Origin of the sequence: Pseudomonas tohonis, assembly GCF_012767755.2 — a bacterium.
GTDB lineage: Bacteria > Pseudomonadota > Gammaproteobacteria > Pseudomonadales > Pseudomonadaceae > Metapseudomonas > Metapseudomonas tohonis.
Genome location: NZ_AP023189.1, coordinates 447367 through 466799, shown reverse-complemented (window position 1 = coordinate 466799; position 19433 = coordinate 447367). Strand labels below are relative to the sequence as shown.

Below are 19433 nucleotides of genomic sequence, written 5' to 3'. Positions count from 1 at the left end.
CGACCCATGACTTTCTCGATCATCGGCCGCTGCGCGGACACCGGGCAGCTGGGCATCGCCATCAGCTCCTCCAGCATCGCCGTCGGCGCCCGCTGCCCCTGGCTGCGCGCCGGTGTCGGCGCGGTGGCCACCCAGAACGTCACCCTGCCGGCCCTGGGCCCGCAGATCCTCGACCTGCTGGAGCACCAGCACCTCGAACCCGCCGCCGCCCTGGACCGGGCGCTGCATGCCAACGGCTGGAGCCAGTACCGCCAGGTGACGGTGATCGACGGCCAGGGCCGCACCGCCCTGTTCAGCGGCAAGGAGGCCCTGGGCCTGCACAACGCCGTGGCCGGCGAGCAATGCGTGGCGGCCGGCAACCTGCTCTCGGGCACCGGGGTGATCGACGCCATGGTGCAGGCCTTCGAAAACGCGCCGGGGCTCCTGGCCGACCGGCTGCTGGCGGCCATGCACGCGGCGATGGCCGCCGGGGGCGAGGCCGGCCCGGTGCATTCGGCGGCGCTCAAGGTAGTGGACGACCTCACCTGGCCCATCGTCGACCTGCGCGTGGACTGGGCGGACGAGGACCCCATCGGCCGCCTCGACGGCCTCTGGCAGGCCTACCGCCCGCAGATGCAGGACTACATCACCCGCGCCCTGGACCCGACGGCAGCGCCCAGCTACGGGGTGCCCGGCGATGAGTGAGGCGAGCAGCCGCGACCTGCTGGAGCGGCTGATCGGCTTCGCCACCGTCAGCCGGGACTCCAACCTGGAGCTGATCGCCTTCATCCGCGACTACCTCGCCGGCTTCGGCGTGGACAGCGAGCTGTTCCACAACCCGGAAGGCACCAAGGCCAACCTCTTCGCCACCCTCGGCCCGCGCGAGCGGGGTGGCGTCGTGCTGTCCGGGCACACCGACGTGGTGCCGGTGGACGGGCAGGCCTGGACCCTTCCGCCCTTCCGCCTGAGCGAGCGCGACGGCCGCCTCTACGGGCGCGGCACCGCCGACATGAAGGGCTTCATCGCGTCCGTGCTGGCGGCGGTGCCGCGCTTCCTCGAACGCCCGCTTCAGGTGCCGGTGCACCTGGCCTTCTCCTATGACGAGGAAGTCGGCTGCCTCGGCGTGCGCAGCATGCTCGCCGAGCTGGAGAAGCGCCCGCACAAGCCGCTGTTGTGCCTGATCGGCGAGCCCACCGAACTCAAGCCGGTGCTCGGCCACAAGGGCAAGCTGGCCATGCGCTGCCAGGTGCAGGGCGCCGCCTGCCATTCCGCCTATGCCCCCCAGGGCGTCAACGCCATCGAATACGCCGCGCGGCTGATCGGCAAGCTGGGCGATATCGGCACGCGGCTGGCCCGCATCGAGCACCACGACCCGCGCTTCGACCCGCCCTTCTCCACGGTGCAGACCGGCCTGATCAAGGGCGGCCGGGCACTGAACATAGTCCCGGCGGAATGCGAGTTCGACTTCGAGGTCCGCGCCCTGCCCGGCTTCGATGCCCAGCAGGTGGCGGATGAGCTGCAGCGCTACGCCGAGTCCGAGCTGTTGCCGACGATGCAGGCGGTGCAGGCCGATACCGGCATACGGCTGCAGAGCCTGAGCGCCTACCCCGGCCTCGCCACCCAGCCCGACAGCGACGCCGCACGGCTGCTGGCGCGGATCGCCGGCTCCAGCGAATTCGGCACCGTCGCCTTCGGCACCGAGGGAGGGCTGTTCGACCAGGCCGGCATCCCCACCGTGGTCTGCGGCCCCGGCAGCATGGACCAGGGGCACAAGCCCGACGAGTTCATCAGCCTCGAACAGCTCCACGCCTGCGACGCCATGCTCCTGCGCCTGGCCGACTACCTGGTAGACCCGAGCTGATCCACCTTTCGCACACCCGCAACCGTAGGGTGGGCTTCAGCCCACCAGCGATGCATCGGCGAGGCACATGCGCCCCCTGCGGAACCCCTCCGGCGCGGTCTGCTCGTGTAGCCCGGACTTCAGTCCGGGACGATGCCCTGCCACCCCCGGGCTGAAGCCCGGGCTACGGAGTTGGATCGAGGCGGACGACCCAAGGTGAGGCCTTGCCTGGGCCTGGATCCATCGCGGATGAATCCGCTCCTACAAGGCCGCCTGTGGGCGGCGGGCGAATGAATTCGCCCCTACAGGAGCCCGTTCGGCACCCCCTGTTTTTCTGGGTTTCTGCACCCCGATGGCGCACCCCGCCCCCCCGACGCCCCAGGCTGGAGCCCAGGCCGGCAGGCCTCTTTGCGCGCGGTTCCGCTACCGAGCTTTTTCTTATCCAGCGAGCATATTTTTAATAATTTTCCTAAGCCGAACTCTGTCGCACCATCAAGCCAGTCACGAATAACAACCAGACCGCGAAGACGGTCGAGTGGGAGTGCAGCGTGTTCGATCTCGGCTATTGGCAGCAGCGAGCTGCCCGGCAAGCATTCATTGACCAGGCGCTCATCGACGGCCGCCTGGTATCCGCCGCATCCGGCGCCACCTTCGATTCCATCAACCCCGCGACCAACCAGCTCCTGGCCCGCGTCGCCGCCTGCGGCGAGGCCGAGGTGGACCTCGCCGTGCGCAGCGCCCGCCGCGCCTTCGAGCAGGGCCCCTGGGCACGCATGGCGCCGGTGGAGCGCAAGAAGGTGCTGCTGCGCCTGGCCGAGCTGATGCTGGCCCACCGCGAGGAGCTGGCCCTGCTGGACTCCCTCGACATGGGCAAGCCGGTGATGGACGCCTACACCATCGACGTGCCCGGCGCCGCCAACGTCTTCGCCTGGTACGGCGAGGCGCTGGACAAGCTCTACGACCAGGTGGCGCCCACCGCCCCCGGGACCCTGGCCACCATCACCCGCGAAGCGCTGGGCGTGGTCGCCGCCGTGGTGCCCTGGAACTTCCCCCTCGACATGGCCGCCTGGAAGCTGGCCCCGGCGCTCGCCGCCGGCAACAGCGTGGTGCTCAAGCCCGCCGAGCAGTCGCCCTTCTCCGCCCTGCGCCTGGGCGAACTGGCCCTGGAGGCCGGCATCCCCGAGGGCGTGCTCAACGTGGTGCCGGGCCTGGGCGAGAGCGCCGGCCGCGCCCTCGGCCTGCACCCGGACGTGGACTGCCTGGTGTTCACCGGCTCCACCCAGGTGGGCAAGTACTTCATGGGTTATTCGGCCCAGTCCAACCTCAAGCAGGTCTGGCTGGAGTGCGGTGGCAAGAGCCCGAACCTGGTGTTCGAGGACTGCCGCGACCTCGACCTGGCCGCCGAGAAGGCCGCCTTCGGCATCTTCTTCAACCAGGGCGAGGTGTGCTCGGCCAACTCGCGCCTCTACGTGCAGCGCTCCATCCAGGACGAATTCATCGAGCGCCTGCTGGCCAAGGCCCGCGACTGGATGCCCGGCGACCCGCTGGACCCGGCCAGCCGTGCCGGCGCCATCGTCGATGCGGCGCAGACCGGCCGCGTCATGGCCTTCATCGAGGGCGCCCAGGGCCAGGGCGCGCGGCTGCTGGCCGGTGGCCGGCGCCTGACCTTCAACGGCTCGAGCAACTTCGTCGAGCCCACCGTCTTCGCCGATGTGCGCAGCGACATGACCCTGGCGCGCGAGGAGGTCTTCGGCCCGGTGCTGGCCATCAGCGCATTCGACAGCGAGGAGGAAGCCATCCGCCTCGCCAACGACAGCGTCTACGGCCTGGCCGCCTCGGTGTGGAGCGACGACCTGCACCGCGCCCACCGCGTCGCCCGCGCGCTCAAGGCGGGCACCGTGTCGGTGAACACCGTGGACGCGCTGGACGTCACCGTGCCCTTCGGCGGCGGCCGGCAATCGGGTTTCGGGCGCGACCTCTCGCTGCACTCCTTCGACAAGTACAGCCAGCTGAAGACCACCTGGTTCCAGCTGCGCTGAGGTCGCGACGACGACCCGGCCGCGCCTCGCCGCGCGGCCGCCATGACAAGAAAACCATCCGCGCCCGTGCACGCGCGGAGCCCCGGCCCCAGGGCCACAACTGCCTCGACAACTGAACACGACTGAAAAAGTAGTGAGGGAGTTCTCATGTCCAGATCCTTGCGTCCCACCCTGTCCACGGCCTTCGGGCTGGCCCTGCTCAGCAGCCTCGGCATCGCCCAGGCCCAGCCCGCGAAGCTCACCGTGATCTCCTTCGGTGGTGCCACCAAGGCCGCCCAGGACGCCGCCTACTTCAGGCCGTTCGAGCAGAGCGGCGCGGCCAGGGTGGTGGCCGGCGAATACAACGGCGAGCTGTCGAAGGTGAAGGCCATGGTCGATATCGGCCAGGTCAGCTGGGACGTGGTGGAGGTGGAGAGCCCCGAGCTGCTGCGCGGTTGCGAGGAAGGCCTGTTCGAGCCCATCGACCCGGCCCTGCTCGGCAATGCCGCGAGCTTCATGCCCGGCACCCTGAGCGAGTGCGGCGTGGCGAGCTACGTGTGGTCCATGGTGCTGGCCTACGACGCCGGCAAGCTGGCGGCGGCGCCCACCTCATGGGCCGACTTCTGGGACCTCGAGCGCTTCCCCGGCAAGCGCGGCCTGCGCAAGGGCGCCAAGTACACCCTGGAAGCGGCGCTGCTGGCCGACGGGGTGAAGCGCGAGAACCTGTACAGCGTGCTGGCGACCCCGGAAGGCGTCACCCGCGCCTTCGCCAAGCTCGACCAGATCAAGCCGCACATCCAGTGGTGGGAGGCCGGTGCGCAACCGCCGCAGTGGCTGGCGGCCGGCGACGTGGTGATGTCCGCCGCCTACAACGGCCGCATCGCCGCCGCGCAGAAGGAGGGTTCCGCGCTCGCCATCGTGTGGAACGGCAACCTCTACGACCCGGACCACTGGGCCATCGTCCGCGGCAGCCCGAACAAGGCGCTGGCCGAGCGCTTCATCGCCTTCGCCAGCCAGGCCGAGACCCAGAAGCAGTTCTCCAGCCAGATCCCCTACGGGCCGGTGCGCCAGGACGCCCTGGCGCAGCTGCCCGCGGCCACCCAGGCACAACTGCCCACCGCGCCGGCGAACCTCGCCGAGGCGCAGCTGGTGGATGCGGAGTTCTGGGTCAACCACGGCGAGGAGCTGGAGGAACGCTTCAACGCCTGGGCGGCGCGCTGAGCCATGGCCCCGCCCGCGCCGGGCGAACCCTGCGCGGGAGGGGCCGAACGACGGGTGCATCCGTCGCACCAGCCGGCGGCCCCTGAGCCGCAGGCGGATAACAAGAAGATCGGGAGAGCGTCATGAGTGCGAGTGTTTCCATCCCTGCCACGGGGCAATCGGGCGGCCTGCGCCGCGTCCTCGGACTGGGCCCGCTGGTGGCGGTCGCCGTCGGCCTGGTGGTGTCCCAGGGTGTGATGGTGCTGATGCTGCAAGGCGCCGGCCTGGCCGGCCTGGGCTTCATCATTCCCCTGGGCATCGCCTACCTGCTGGCGCTGACCTATGCCCTGTCGTTCTCCGAACTCTCGCTGATGATCCCCCGCGCCGGCAGCCTGAGCAGCTACACCGAAGTCGCCATCGGCCACTTCCCGGCCATCCTCGCCACCTTCTCGGGCTACATGGTGGTGGCGATGTTCGCCCTCTCCGCCGAGTTGCTGCTGCTCGACCTGATCATCGGCAAGGTCTACCCCGGCGCGCTGCCGCCCATGCTGGTCGCCTATGGCGTGCTCGCCCTGTTCACCGGCTTCAACCTGCTGGGCATCGACGTCTTCGCCCGCCTGCAGAGCGCCCTGGCGCTGGTGATGGTGGTAAGCCTGCTGGCCCTCGGGCTGGGTGCCGTCGGCAGCGACCTGGCCGCCACCACGACGCCCCTGGACCAGGGCTGGAACCCGTTGCAAGCCGGCACGCTGACCCTGGCGGCCATGGCCATCTGGGGCTTCGTCGGCGCCGAGTTCGTCTGCCCCCTGGTGGAGGAGACGCGCCGCCCGGAACGCAACATCCCGCGCTCGATGATCATCGGCCTCACGCTGATCTTCGGCATCATCGTCCTCTACTGCCTCGGCGCGCTGCTGTGCATCCCCCGCGAGCAGCTGGCGGCCGACCCGCTGCCGCATTTCCTCTTCGCCACCACCGTGTTCGGCGAGGCCGGCAAGCTGTTCCTGGTGGCCGCCGCGGTGACCGCCACCTGCAGCACGGTCAACTCCTCCCTGGCCGCGCTGCCGCGCATGCTCTACGGCATGGCGCAGAACGGCCAGGCCTTCCCGCAGTTCAAGCGCCTCAGCCGCCGCGCCCGCACGCCCTGGGTGGCGGTGCTGTTCATCGCCGCCATCACCGGCCTGCCGATCCTGCTGCTCGGCCAGGACCCGGACGCCATCAGCCTGTTGCTGCTGGCCGCCGCGCTGGCCTGGCTGCTGGCCTACATCATCGTGCACATCGATGTGATCGCCCTGCGCCGCCGCTACCCGCACATCGCGCGGCCGTTCCGCTCGCCCTTCTATCCCTGGCCCCAGGTGCTCGGCATCGCCGGCATGCTCTTTGCCATCTACCACGTCTCGCCGACCCCGGAGATGACCGCGAAGATCTTCGGCACCGCCGGCGTGGTGCTCGGCCTGATCTCGGTGATCGCCGTGGCCTGGATCAGGCTGGTGATGGGCAAGCCGCTGTTCGTGCCCGAGCCGCTGACCCCTTCCGAGCCGGCGCCGCTGACCCGCGCCGCCCTTTCCCCCGAACCGCTTTGACGAGCAGGAGAAGACCATGAACGCTCCCATCACCCCGCAGCGCAGTACCGAGGACTACCAGGCAGCCGATGCCGCGCACCACATCCATGCCTTTCTCGACCAGAAGGCACTGAACGCCGAGGGCCCGCGCGTGATCACCCGGGGCGAGGGCCTGTACCTGTGGGACAACGACGGCAAGCGCTACCTCGACGGCATGTCGGGCCTGTGGTGCACCAACCTGGGCTACGGCCGCAAGGACCTGGCCGCCGCCGCCGCCCGCCAGCTGGAGCAGCTGCCGTACTACAACATGTTCTTCCACACCACCCACCCGGCGGTGGTGGAACTCTCCGAACTGCTCTTCAGCCTGCTGCCCGGCCACTACAGCCACGCGATCTACACCAACTCCGGTTCCGAGGCGAACGAGGTGCTGATCCGCACCGTGCGTCGTTACTGGCAGATCCTCGGCCAGCCGCAGAAGAAGGTGATGATCGGCCGCTGGAACGGCTACCACGGCTCCACCCTGGCGGCCACCGCCCTGGGCGGGATGAAGTTCATGCACGAGATGGGCGGGCTGATCCCCGACGTCGCGCACATCGACGAGCCCTACTGGTTCGCCCAGGGCGGCGACCTGACGCCGGCCGAGTTCGGCCTGCGCTGCGCCCGCCAGCTGGAGGAGAAGATCCTCGAACTGGGTGCCGAGAACGTCGCCGGCTTCATCGCCGAGCCCTTCCAGGGCGCGGGCGGGATGATCTTCCCGCCGGAGTCCTACTGGCCGGAGATCCAGCGCATCTGCCGCCAGTACGACGTGCTGCTGTGCGCGGACGAGGTGATCGGCGGCTTCGGCCGCACCGGCGAATGGTTCGCCCACCAGCACTTCGGCTTCCAGCCCGACACCCTGTCCATAGCCAAGGGCCTGACCTCCGGCTACGTGCCCATGGGCGGCCTGGTGCTGGGCAAGCGCATCGCCGAGGTGCTGGTGGAGCAGGGCGGCGTGTTCGCCCACGGCCTGACCTACTCCGGGCACCCGGTGGCCGCCGCCGTGGCCATCGCCAACCTCAAGGCGCTGCGCGACGAGGGCGTGGTCGCCCAGGTGAAGAACGACACCGGCCCCTACCTGCAGCAGTGCCTGCGCGAGGTCTTCGCCGACCACCCGCTGATCGGCGAGGTGCAGGGCACCGGCCTGGTGGCGGCGTTGCAGTTCGTCCAGGACAAGGCCACGCGCAAGCGCTTCGACAACGAGAACGACATCGCCTGGCGCTGCCGCACCCTCGGTTTCGAGGAGGGCGTGATCATCCGCTCCACCCTGGGCCGGATGATCATGGCGCCGGCACTGGTGGCCACCCGCGCCGAGCTGGACGAGCTGGTGGACAAGACCCGCCGCGCGGTGGAGCGCACGGCGCGGGAGATCGAAGCGGGGGCTTTGCCCGCTGCCTAGTGGGTTCCCGCGTTCGCGGGAATGACGGCACCGTAGGGTGGGCAGCGATGCATTGACCCGCGACGGGGCCACAGCACCGTAGGGTGGGCTTCAGCCCACCAGCAATGCATCAACCCGCGACGGGGCCGCGCACGTGCCCCGTCCTTCCCAACGGCTAGATAAACCGGGGCCGTCTCCAGGCCGCGGTGCAGGAGGAAAAGGTGGGCTGAAGCCCACCCTACATAACGGGAACCCACTTCGGTGGCGGCAAAAAGGGGCCGGCGCCGCGATGGCCCGGTCCCGCTCCACGGCGCGGCACCGCAAGACGCACCGACCGCCCCACGGCCCATGGAGGGAGCCGCAGCAGAACAGGACCCCGAGCCCACGCAGGCCCGGGGCGCGGAACGAATTCGGCCAATGGCCCGTACTGCCCAGCAATTCCAACAACTAATGCGGGAGTGTTCCAATGATCCAGTCCTTGCTTCGTCGCTTCACCCTTCCCCTCACCTGCACCGCGCTGGCGCTCTCCGCCGCCGGCGCGCAGGCGGGCACCCTGTCCATCGGCCACACCACCTGGGTCGGCTACGGCACGCTGTACCTGGCTCGCGATCTCGGCTACTTCAAGGAGCAGGGCCTGGATGTCGAGCTGACCACCATCGAGGAGGCCTCGATGTACATGGCCGCCCAGGCCTCCGGGAAGCTCTCCGGCTCGGCCTCGACCATCGACGAGATCCTCAAGTACCGCTCCAAGGACTTCTGCTTCAAGGCGGTCGCCGCGCTGGACGAGAGCTACGGCGGCGACGGCGTGCTGGTGGGCAACGGGGTCACCAGCCTGAAGGAGCTCAAGGGCCAGTCGGTGGCGGTCAACGAGGGCTCGGTCTCGCAGTTCTGGCTGTCCTACCTGCTCAAGCACAACGGCATGACCATGGCCGACCTGGATATCCAGAACATGACGGCCGACGACGCCGCCACCGCCTTCATCGCCGGCCGCGTGCCCGCCGCCGTGACCTGGGAGCCGCACCTGTCGCTGGTGCGCCAGAAGGGGGAAGGCAAGGTGCTCATCGACAGCAGCAAGACCCCCGGCGTGATCGTCGACGTGGTGGCGCTCTCCTGCGATGTGATCGACAAGCAGCCCGAGGACGTGAAGGCGCTGGTCAAGGGCCTGTACAAGGCCGTGCAGTTCACCAGGGACAACCCCGAGAAGGCCCACGAGATCATGGCCAAGGGCGTCGGCGGCTACCTGGCCGACCCGGTGGAGCTGGCCAACGCGGCCAAGGGCGTGCGCTTCTACGACCAGGCCATGAGCGAGGGGCTGCTCGGCGTGCCCGGCAAGCCCGGTGACATCAAGGGCGTGATCCGCCTGGCCAACGAGACCTGGAGCGCCCTGCAGGGCAAGCGCTACGAGGTCAGCTACGACGACCTCGTCGACACCCGCTTCGTCAGCCAGTAAGGGGAAGACCATGGCCTCTCGACACTCCTGGCTGAACCGCTGCCTGACCCCCAAGGTCGAGCTGCCGGCGAAGCTGATACTCGGTGCGGGCAGCCTCGGCTGGCTGCTGGTGCTCGGCCTCTGGGCCGGGCTGTCCTACGGCGGCGTGGTGCCGGCGATGTTCCTGCCCACCCCGGGCGCGGTGCTGGAGGCGGCCGCGCGCCTGGCCGGCGACGGCACCCTCGGCAAGCACGTGCTGGCGAGTGTCGAGGTGGTGCTCATCGGCTTCGCGGTGTCGTCCCTGGTGGCGGTGCCGCTGGGGCTGCTGATGGGCAGCTTCCGCATCGTCCAGGCCTTCCTCGAGCCGCTGGTGAACTTCGTCCGCTACCTGCCGGTGACCTCCTTCGTGCCGCTGTTCATCCTGTGGATCGGCATCGGCCTGGAGCAGCGGGTGACGGTGATCATCTTTGGCGTGTTCTTCCAGCAGCTGGTGATGATCGCGGACGTTTCCAAGGGCGTCTCGCGGGACCTGATCAACGCCTCCTACACCCTGGGTTCGAGCCGCCGCGACGTGGTGCTGCACGTGCTCGGCCCGGCCTCACTGCCCGGCGTGCTGGACACCCTGCGGGTGACCATGGGCTGGGCCTGGACCTACCTGGTGGTGGCCGAGCTGGTCGCCGCCAGCAGCGGCCTGGGCTACATCAGCCTGAAGGCCATGCGCGGCTTCCAGGTGGACGTGATCTTCCTCGCCATCGCCATCATCGGCCTGCTCGGGCTGGTGACCGACCAACTGTTCCGACTCCTCCGACTGAAGGTGGCCTCATGGGCGCAGTAGCAGCCATGCACAACCAATCCGTGGCCGCGCCTGCGCTGCCCGCGAACCCCGCCGAGCGCCTGCGCGTGGACAACGTCTGCCTGCGCTACCAGAGCCCGGGCGGACAGACCTTCGCCGCGCTGGAGAACGTCTCCCTGAGCGTGCCGGACCAGCAGTTCGCCGTGCTGGTGGGGCCCTCCGGCTGCGGCAAGTCGAGCCTGCTGTACCTCACCGCCGGCCTGGCCGAGCCCACCTCCGGGGAGATCCACGTGGGCGGCAAGCGCGTCGAGGGGCCGGGTGCCGACCGCGGCATGGTGTTCCAGGGCTACACCCTGTTCCCCTGGCTCAGCGTGCGCGAGAACATCGAGTTCGGCCTCAAGCGCAAGGGCATGCCCAAGGGCGAACGCCAGGAGATCGTCGACTTCTACCTGGCCGAGGTGGGCCTGGCGAGCTTCGCCGGGCATTACCCCAAGCAGCTCTCCGGCGGCATGATGCAACGCGTGGCGATCGCCCGCGCGCTGGCCAACGACCCGCAGATCCTGCTGATGGACGAGCCCTTCGGCGCCCTCGACAGCCAGACCCGCATGCAGATGCAGAAGCTGTTGCTGCGGGTGTGGGAGCACAGCAAGAAGACCGTGGTGTTCGTTACCCACGACATCGACGAGGCCATCCTGCTGGGCGACCGCATCTACGTCATGGGCGCCCGCCCCGGCCACATCAAGCGCGAGCTCGACGTGCCCATCCCCCGTCCGCGCGACCTGGACATGGTCATGGACCGCGCCTTCATCGAGATGAAGCGCGAGATCCTCGGCCTGCTCCACGACGACCTCGAAGAGATGCACTGACAGCCCGGGGCGGCGCGCCCGCCCCGGCACCACCGCAAGGAGGGCCCCATGCCCGCTTCGACTCCATCGCCCCGGCGCTTCGACTACCTGGTGGTCGGCGCCGGATCGGCCGGCTGCGTCCTGGCCAACCGTCTCAGCGCCGACCCCACCGTGCGCGTCTGCCTGATCGAGGCCGGCGGCAGCGACGCCAGCCCCCGCGTGCAGACGCCGGCCGGCACCATCACCCTGTACAAGAGCCGGCGCTTCAGCTGGAACTTCTTCTCCGCGCCCCAGACGCGCCTCAACGGCCGCCAGCTGCACTGCCCGCGCGGCAAGGCACTGGGTGGCTCCAGCTCGATGAACTCGATGATCTACATCCGTGGCGACGCCTCCGACTACGACCGCTGGGCCGCACTCGGCTGCGACGGCTGGAGCTGGCGCGAGGTGCTGCCGCTGTTCAGGAAATCCGAGGGCAACCGCCTGGGCCAGGACCCGGCCTACCACGGCACCCGGGGCGAGCTCGCGGTGGACCGCGCCCGCGACCCCAACCCGCTGTCGCATCTGTTCATCAAGGCCGCCGAGGCCATCGGCCTGAAGCGCAACGACGACTTCAACGGCGGCCAGCTCGAAGGCGTCGGCATCTACGACCTGACGCAGAAGGACGCGCGACGGCTGTCCAGCTACCGCGCCTTCGTCGCGCCGGTGCGCGAGCGGCCGAACCTGGAGGTGCTGACCGGCTGCACGGTGCTGTCGCTGCTGCTGGAGGACGGCGCCGCCCAGGGCGTGCGGGTCGAGCGCGACGGCGCGGAACTGCGCCTGGAGTGCGGGCGCGAGGTGATACTCGCCGCCGGCGCCATCGGCTCGCCGCAGGTGCTCCTGGCCTCCGGCATCGGCCCCCGGGCGGAGCTGGAGGCGGCGGGCATCGCGGTGCAGGTCGACCTGCCCGGCGTCGGCAAGAACCTGCAGGACCACCTCGACGGCCTGGTCACGGTGCGTTCGCCGAGCCCGCTGACCCTGGGCTTCTCCTGGGGCTCGCTGCCCAGCGTGCTGCTCTCGCCCTTCAGGTACCTGGCGCAACGCAAGGGCTGGCTGACCACCAACTACGTGGAAGCCGGCGGCTTCGCCCGCACGCCCCTGGCCGGCGCGCTGCCGGACGTGCAGTTCCACTTCGTGCCGGGCTACCGCAGCCATCGCGGCCGCCTGTTCGAATGGGGCCACGGCTACGCGGTGCACACCTGCGTGCTGCGCCCCGGCAGCATCGGCGAGCTGCGGGTGAAGGCGCGCGGGGCGATCGAGATCGACTACAACTTCCTCGCCGACCCAGAGGACGCCCGGGTGCTGATCGAGGGCATCCGCCTGGCGCGGCGCATCCTCGCCGGCGCCGCCTTCGATGGCCTGCGCGGCAGGGAGATGCTGCCCGGGGCCGAGGTGCAGAGCGACGAGCAGCTCATGGCCTACATCCGCGAGCACGCGGCCACGGTGTTCCACCCGGTGGGCACCTGCAAGATGGGCGTGGACGCCATGAGCGTGGTGGACCCGCAACTGCGGGTGCGCGGGGTGAAGGGCCTGCGCGTGGCCGATGCGTCGATCATGCCGACCCTGGTCAGCGGCAACACCAACGCGCCGTGCATCATGATCGGCGAGAAGGCGGCGCAGTTGATCCTGGAAGGTGGAGTGGCCGAGGCCGATGCACGGGAGGAGGTGGCGGTGGCAGCGGTCTAGTGGGTCCCCGCGCTCGCGGGGATGACGGTGCGCACACCCCGCGAGGTGCGCCACCCTGTCGGACATGAAAAAGGCCACCCGAAGGTGGCCTTTCTCGTTGGCGGCGCGCGGTCAGGCCGGTTGGCTGGCGGCGCGGCGCTTGTTGCTGGAGGCGGCTTCGGCGGCCATGGATTCCATGGCTTCCTGGATGGCGCGCTTGCGGCGCTCCTCGGCCTGGCGGCTGAAGTACCAGGCGAAGAAGGTGAACAGCGAGACGGTCAGCAGGATCAGGCTGGCCACGGCGTTGATCTCCGGCTTCACGCCCAGGCGCACGGCGGAGAAGACCTCCATCGGCAGGGTGGTGGAGCCGGGGCCGGAGACGAAGCTCGCCAGGACCAGGTCGTCCAGGGACAGGGCGAACGACATCATGCCGCCTGCCGCCAGGGACGGCGCGATCATCGGGATGGTGATCAGCAGGAACACCTTCCACGGACGCGCACCGAGGTCCATGGCGGCCTCCTCGATGGACAGGTCCAGCTCGCGCAGGCGCGCCGACACCACGATGGCCACATAGGCCGAGCAGAAGGTGGTGTGGGCGATCCAGATGGTGACGATGCCACGCTCCTGGGGCCAGCCGATCAGTTGCGCCATGGCCACGAACAGCAGCAGCAGCGACAGGCCGGTGATGACCTCGGGCATGACCAGCGGCGCGGTGACCAGGCCGCCGAACATGGTACGGCCACGGAAGCGCGGGATGCGGGTCAGGACGAAGGCCGCCAGGGTGCCCAGCGCCACCGCCGCGATGGCAGTGTAGCAGGCGATCTCCAGGGAGCGCATCACCGAGTTCATCAGCTGGGTGTTGTCGAGCAGGCCGACGTACCACTTCACCGACCAGCCGCCCCAGACCGTCACCAGCTTGGAGGCGTTGAACGAGTAGATCACCAGGATCAGCATCGGCAGGTAGATGAACAGCAGGCCGATCCACAGCATCACGTTGGAGAAACTGAAGCGCTTCATACCTTGCCCTCCAGTTCCTTGGCTTGGTTACGGTTGAACAGGATGATCGGGACGATGAGGATCGCCAGCATCACCACCGCCAGCGCGGACGCCACGGGCCAGTCGCGGTTGTTGAAGAACTCCTGCCACAGCACCTTGCCGATCATCAGGGTCTCCGGGCCGCCGAGCAGTTCGGGGATCACGAACTCGCCCACCACCGGGATGAACACCAGCATGGAGCCTGCGATGATGCCGTTCTTCGACAGCGGCACGGTGATCTTCCAGAAGCTGTTGAAGTTGCTCGAACCGAGGTCCGAGGCGGCTTCCAGCAGGCTCTGGTCGTGCTTCACCAGGTTGGCGTACAGCGGCAGGATCATGAACGGCAGGTAGGAATAGACCACGCCGATGTAGACCGCGGTGTTGGTGTTGAGGATCTGCAGCGGTTCGCTGATCAGGCCGATGCCCATGAGGAAGCCGTTGAGCAGGCCGTTGTTGCTGAGGATGCCCATCCAGGCGTAGACGCGGATGAGGATGGCGGTCCAGGTCGGCATCATGATCAGCAGCAGCAGCACGGTCTGCGCTTCCTTGCCGGCGCGGGCGATGGCGTAGGCCATCGGGTAGCCGATCAGCAGGCACAGCAGGGTGCTGAAGAAGGCCATCTTCAGCGAGCCCAGGTAGGCGGCCAGGTAGAGTTCGTCCTCGCTCAGCATGAAGTAGTTGCCGAGGTTGAGGACGATCTGCAGCTGGTTGTCGGCCCAGGTGTAGATCTCGGTGTAGGGCGGGATCGCCACGTCCGCTTCCGCGAAGCTGATCTTCAGCACGATGGCGAAGGGCAGCAGGAAGAACAGGAACAGCCAGAGGAACGGGATCCCGATCACCGCGTGCCGGCCCGTGGGCAGGCGTTTCTTCAGTCTGGAGATTTTCATGAGCGCAGCACCACCCCGCTGTCGTCCTCCCACCACACGAAGACTTCATCGTCCCAGGTCGGACGTGCGCCACGACGCTCGGCGTTGGCGACGAAGGACTGGACGATGGAGCCGCCGGGCAGCTTGACGTAGAACACCGAGTGACCGCCCAGGTAGGCGATGTCGTGGATCTTGCCGCGCGACCAGTTGTACTCGCAGGTGGGCTGCTCGGTGGTGACCAGCAGCTTCTCGGGGCGCAGGGCGTAGGTGATGCGCTTGTCCTGCACCGAGGTGGTCACGCCGTGGCCGACGTAGATCGGCCGCTCCAGCTCGGGGCAGGCGATCAGGGCGTGGGCCTCGAGGTCTTCCACCACTTCGCCGTCGAACAGGTTGACGTTGCCGATGAACTCGCACACCAGGCGGCTGATGGGGGTCTCGTAGATGTCCACCGGGCTGCCGATCTGCTCGATGCAGCCCAGGTGCATGATGGCGATGCGCTGGGCCATGGTCATGGCCTCTTCCTGGTCGTGGGTCACCATGACGCAGGTCACGCCGACGCGCTCGATGATCTCCACCAGCTCCAGCTGCATCTGCGAACGCAGCTTCTTGTCCAGCGCGCCCATGGGCTCGTCGAGCAGCAGCAGCTTGGGACGCTTGGCCAGCGAGCGGGCCAGGGCCACGCGCTGGCGCTGGCCACCGGAGAGCTGGTGCGGCTTGCGCTTGGCGTACTGGGTCATCTGCACGAGCTTGAGCATCTCGGTGACGCGCTCGTCGATCTCGGCGGCGGGCAGACGGTCTTGTTTGAGTCCGAAGGCGATGTTCTGCGCAACAGTCATATGCGGGAAGAGCGCATAGGACTGGAACATCATGTTGATCGGCCGCTCGTAGGGCGGCATGTCGGTGATGTCGACGCCGTCGAGGAAGATGCGACCCTCGGTCGGACGCTCGAAACCCGCCAGCATGCGCAGCAGGGTCGACTTGCCCGAGCCCGAGCCACCCAGCAGGGCGAAGATCTCGCCCTTGTTGATGGTCAGCGAGACGTCGTCCACCGCAAGGGTCTCGTCGAACTGCTTGGTCACCCGGTCGATCTTGACCAGCACCTCTTTGGGTTGCTGGTTGCCCTCGAGGGCTTTCTTGTAGGCACCGGAGGCTATTGCCATTACCACACTCCCAATTCTTGCTAGCCGGCCATTATGGCCGGTTGCGTTGAGTATCGCTCGTTAGGCGCGAGACACGCGTCCTGGTCCGCTCGTCGCCCGCTCTGGCGCGAGCTGCGCGGGGCCGGCCCGCGCGGCTCGCCCCCGATCACTTGCCCGACTTGACCTTGGTCCAGCTCCGGGTCATCAGCCGCTGCACCTTCGGAGGCAGTTCCTCCGAGACATACAGCTTGTCCAGCACCGCTTGTGGCGGGTACACGGACTCGTCGTCACGCACGTCCTGATTCATGAATTCGCCCGACTTGGTGTTCGGGTTGGCGTAGCCCACGTAGTCGCTGACCTTGGCGATGACGTCGGGGCGCAGCAGGTAGTCGATGAAGGCATGGGCCTCCTTGACGTTGGCGGCGTCGGCCGGCACGGCGACCATGTCGAACCACAGGTTGCCGCCCTCCTTGGGGATCGCGTAGGCGATCTCGACGCCCTTGCCGGCTTCCTCGGCGCGCGCGGCGGCCTGGAAGATGTCGCCGGAGAAGCCCGCCGCGACGCAGATGTCGCCGTTGGCCAGGTCGCCGATGTACTTGGAGGAGTGGAAGTAGGTCACGTAGGGGCGGACCTCCATCAGCTTGGCCTCGGCCTTCTTGTAGTCGTCCGGGTTCTTGCTGTTGGGGTCCAGGCCCAGGTAGTTGAGCATGGCCGGGATCATCTCGTCGGCCGAGTCGAGGAAGGCCACGCCGCACTGGCTGAGCTTCTTGATGTTCTCGGGTTCGAAGATCACCGACCAGGAGTCGATCTTGTCGACGCCGAGCACGGCCTTGACCTTCTCGGCGTTGTAGCCGATGCCGTTGGTGCCCCAGAGGTAGGGGACGGCGTACTGGTTGCCGGGGTCGTTGGCTTCCAGGCGCTTGAGCAGGGCGGGGTCGAGGTTGCCCCAGTTCTTCAGCTGGCTGCGGTCCAGCTTCTGGAAGGCGCCGGCCTTGATCTGCTTGCCGAGGAAGTGGTTGGAGGGCACCACCACGTCATAGCCGGTGCGGCCGGCCAGGAGCTTGCCTTCGAGGGTTTCGTTGGAGTCGAAGACGTCGTAGACGGGCTTGATGCCGGTTTCCTTCTGGAAGTCGGCCAGGGTGGTCTCGCCGATGTAGTCGGACCAGTTGTAGATGTGCACCGTCTGCTCGGCATGGGCCTGTGAAGCCAGGGTCAGCACGGCGGCGGTGATCAGGGTTTTGCAGAAGGAAACTCGCACACTTTAATCCTCTTGATAGGCCGGGCCGCTGGCGCACCGGGGCGCGCTGCGGAGTTTCTTATCGGGTTGTCGTCTCAACGACCGCTTTTTATCCGGGTCCAGTCACGGGTCAGCCAGCGCTGGACATCGCGCGGGCGCTCCCGGGCCACGTAGAGCTTGGCCATCACTTCCGGCGAGGGGTAGACGCCGGGGTTATCGCGCACGCCGGCATCCACCAGCGCGGTCGCATCCTTGTTGGCGTTGGCGTAGGAAACGTAGTCGCTGATCTTGGCGATTACATCCGGCCGCATCAGGTAGTTGATGAAGGCATGCGCCTCGTCGACGTGCTTGGCGTCGCGGGGGATGGCGAGCATGTCCGCCCACATGGCGGTGCCTTCCTTGGGGATCACGTAGATGATGTCGTCCGTGCGCCCGGCTTCCTTGGCGCGGCTGGCGGCCTGGAGCATGTCGCCGGAATAGCCGAAGGCGATGCAGATGTCGCCGTTGGCGAGGTCGCCGATGGACTTGGAGGAGTGGAAGTAGGTGATGTACGGGCGCACCTTGAGCAGCTGGGCGGTGGCCTTGTCGTAGTCGGCGCGCTCGTGGGTATGGGGCGAGCCACCGAGGTAGTTGATCATCTGCGGCATGACTTCGTCGCCGGAATCGATCAGGGCCACGCCGCACTGGGTGAGCTGCCTGACCACGGCGGGATCGAACAGCAGCGACCAGGAATCGAGCTTGGCATCGGCGCCGAGGATGGCGCGCACCTTGGTGGCGTTGAGGCCGATGCCGTTGGTGCCCCACATGTAGGGCACGGAGTATTCGTTGCCCGGATCGCCGCCGGCGAGGTTCTTCAGCACGGCAGGGTCCAGGTGGGAGAGGTTCGGCAGCTTGGACTTGTCCAGCTTCTGGTAGGTGCCGGCCTTGATCTGCTTGGCCAGGAAGTGGTTGGTGGGGACCACCACGTCGTAGCCGGATTGCCCGGTGGCGAGCTTGCCGTCGAGGGTTTCGTTGGAGTCGAAGACGTCGTAGACCACCTTGATCCCGGTTTCCTTCTGGAAGTTCTCCAGGGTGTCCGGGGCGATGTAATCGGACCAGTTGTACACATGCACGACACGCTCCTCGGCCTGTGTCATGGACACGGCGAGGAAGCTGGCCAGCAACCCGTACAGCCAGGGGCGATTGCGCATGAGGAGGTCCTCTCGGGGTGGTTCACCCTCCGGCGGGGCGCCGGAGGGTGGGTCTTTGTGTTACTTGCCCGACTTGATGGTGGTCCAGGTACGGGTCATCGCGCGCTGCACCTTGGCCGGCAGGTCCGGGAAGGCGTAGAGCTTGGCCATGGTTTCCTTGCTCGGGTAGATGCCCGGGTCGGTGCGGATCGCCTCGTCCACCAGCGGGGTGGCGGCGGCGTTACCGTTCGGGAACTGCACGAAGTTGGTGATCTCGGCCATCACCTCCGGCTTCATCAGGAAGTTCATGAAGGCGTAGGCGGCGTCCGGGTTGGCGGCGTCGGCGGGGATCGCGACCATGTCGAAGAAGGTGCCGGCACCTTCCTTCGGAATGTTGTAGGCGACCTTCACGCCAGCCTTGGCCTCGTCGGCACGGGACTTGGCCTGGTACACGTCACCCGAGTAGCCCACGGCCACGCACAGGTTGCCGTTGGCCAGGTCGGAGATGTACTTGGAGGAGTGGAAGTAGGTCACGTGCGGACGGATCTTGAGGAACAGCGCCTCGGCTTCCTTGAGCTGCTTGGGGTCCTGGCTGGTCGGGCTGTAGCCCAGGTAGTGCAGGGCGATCGGCAGGATCTCGGTGGGCGAGTCGAGGAAGGAGACGCCGCAGGACTTCAGCTTCTCGATGTTCTCGGGCTTGAACAGCAGGTCCCAGGAATCCACAGGGGCCTTGTCGCCGAGCACGGCCTTGACCTTGTCGACGTTGTAGCCGATGCCGATGGAGCCCCACATGTAGGGGAAGGCGTACTGGTTGCCCGGGTCGGAGACCTCGACGGTCTTCAGCAGGTTCGGGTCCAGGTTCTTCCAGTTCGGCAGCTTGGACTTGTCCAGCGGCTGATAGACCTTGGCCTTGATCTGCTTGGCCAGGAAGTTGTTGGACGGCACCACGATGTCGTAACCGGATTTGCCGGCCAGGAGCTTGGCTTCCAGGGTCTCGTTGGAGTCGAAGACGTCGTAGACGACCTTGATGCCGGTTTCCTTGGTGAACTTCTCGACGGTGTCCGGGGCGATGTAGTCAGACCAGTTGTAGACGTGCAGCACCTTGTCTTCTGCCTGCGCCACGCCGGCCACAGCGCCGGCGAGCGTCATGGCGAGCAGGGTCTTGCCGAAGGTTTTGAACATGCGGGTAGCTCCATTTGTTGTTTAAGTGTC

The 19433-nt window shown here is 67.8% G+C and carries 16 protein-coding genes; 10 read left to right on the top strand and 6 right to left on the bottom strand.

Translation table 11 applies throughout. The annotated features are described in order from the left end of the window. Positions 1-6 precede the first annotated feature (6 nt). The 10 genes from HSX14_RS02170 (at position 7) to HSX14_RS02125 (ending at position 12796) form a co-directional block, all read left to right on the top strand. Complete coding sequence (locus HSX14_RS02170; RefSeq protein ID WP_173176569.1) at positions 7-684, top strand: DUF1028 domain-containing protein; 678 nt, start codon at positions 7-9, stop codon at positions 682-684. After that, complete coding sequence (gene argE, locus HSX14_RS02165) at positions 677-1840, top strand: acetylornithine deacetylase (protein WP_173176571.1); 1164 nt, start codon at positions 677-679, stop codon at positions 1838-1840. The genes HSX14_RS02170 and argE overlap by 8 nt, the downstream gene beginning before the upstream one ends. 527 nt (positions 1841-2367) lie before the next feature. Then, positions 2368-3858 (top strand): aldehyde dehydrogenase, encoded by a 1491-nt coding sequence (locus HSX14_RS02160; RefSeq protein ID WP_173176573.1) that lies wholly within the window; start codon positions 2368-2370, stop codon positions 3856-3858. 147 nt (positions 3859-4005) lie between these two features. After that, positions 4006-5058, top strand: a complete 1053-nt coding sequence (locus tag HSX14_RS02155; protein ID WP_173176575.1) for an ABC transporter substrate-binding protein — start codon at positions 4006-4008, stop codon at positions 5056-5058. A 122-nt stretch (positions 5059-5180) separates the two neighbouring features. Next, a complete protein-coding gene (locus HSX14_RS02150; protein WP_173176577.1) occupies positions 5181-6614 on the top strand; it encodes an APC family permease in 1434 nt (477 codons plus the stop codon). A 16-nt stretch (positions 6615-6630) separates the two neighbouring features. Further along, positions 6631-8028 (top strand): aspartate aminotransferase family protein, encoded by a 1398-nt coding sequence (locus HSX14_RS02145; RefSeq protein ID WP_173176579.1) that lies wholly within the window; start codon positions 6631-6633, stop codon positions 8026-8028. A 445-nt stretch (positions 8029-8473) separates the two neighbouring features. Next, entirely contained in the window at positions 8474-9457 is a 984-nt protein-coding gene (locus tag HSX14_RS02140; protein ID WP_173176581.1) for an ABC transporter substrate-binding protein, read from the top strand. 10 nt (positions 9458-9467) lie between these two features. After that, positions 9468-10271, top strand: coding sequence for an ABC transporter permease (locus tag HSX14_RS02135; RefSeq protein ID WP_173176583.1), 804 nt, complete (start codon positions 9468-9470; stop codon positions 10269-10271). Beyond that, positions 10259-11095 carry an ABC transporter ATP-binding protein gene (locus HSX14_RS02130; RefSeq protein WP_173176585.1) on the top strand — a complete coding sequence of 279 codons (837 nt, stop codon included), beginning with the start codon at positions 10259-10261 and terminating at the stop codon, positions 11093-11095. The genes HSX14_RS02135 and HSX14_RS02130 overlap by 13 nt, the downstream gene beginning before the upstream one ends. A 48-nt stretch (positions 11096-11143) precedes the next feature. Beyond that, positions 11144-12796: a GMC family oxidoreductase gene (locus HSX14_RS02125; RefSeq protein WP_173176587.1), complete on the top strand. Its 1653-nt coding sequence runs from the start codon at positions 11144-11146 to the stop codon at positions 12794-12796. A 111-nt stretch (positions 12797-12907) separates the two neighbouring features. On the opposite strand, the gene HSX14_RS02120 is transcribed toward HSX14_RS02125, so the two are convergent. From HSX14_RS02120 to HSX14_RS02095, 6 genes are all read right to left on the bottom strand, one after another. Then, entirely contained in the window at positions 12908-13792 is an 885-nt protein-coding gene (locus HSX14_RS02120; protein ID WP_173176589.1) for an ABC transporter permease subunit, read from the bottom strand. Beyond that, positions 13789-14670: an ABC transporter permease subunit gene (locus tag HSX14_RS02115; protein ID WP_173176769.1), complete on the bottom strand. Its 882-nt coding sequence runs from the start codon at positions 14668-14670 to the stop codon at positions 13789-13791. Before HSX14_RS02115 ends, HSX14_RS02120 begins: the two co-directional genes overlap by 4 nt. Positions 14671-14693: 23 nt before the next feature. Then, entirely contained in the window at positions 14694-15836 is a 1143-nt protein-coding gene (gene potA / locus HSX14_RS02110) for a polyamine ABC transporter ATP-binding protein (protein WP_111263689.1), read from the bottom strand. 145 nt (positions 15837-15981) lie between these two features. Further along, complete coding sequence (locus tag HSX14_RS02105) at positions 15982-17073, bottom strand: polyamine ABC transporter substrate-binding protein (protein ID WP_173176591.1); 1092 nt, start codon at positions 17071-17073, stop codon at positions 15982-15984. A gap of 74 nt (positions 17074-17147) precedes the next feature. Then, positions 17148-18242: a polyamine ABC transporter substrate-binding protein gene (locus tag HSX14_RS02100; RefSeq protein ID WP_173176593.1), complete on the bottom strand. Its 1095-nt coding sequence runs from the start codon at positions 18240-18242 to the stop codon at positions 17148-17150. Between the two features lie 60 nt (positions 18243-18302). Next, positions 18303-19403, bottom strand: a complete 1101-nt coding sequence (locus HSX14_RS02095) for a polyamine ABC transporter substrate-binding protein (RefSeq protein WP_173176595.1) — start codon at positions 19401-19403, stop codon at positions 18303-18305. Positions 19404-19433: the final 30 nt, after the last annotated feature.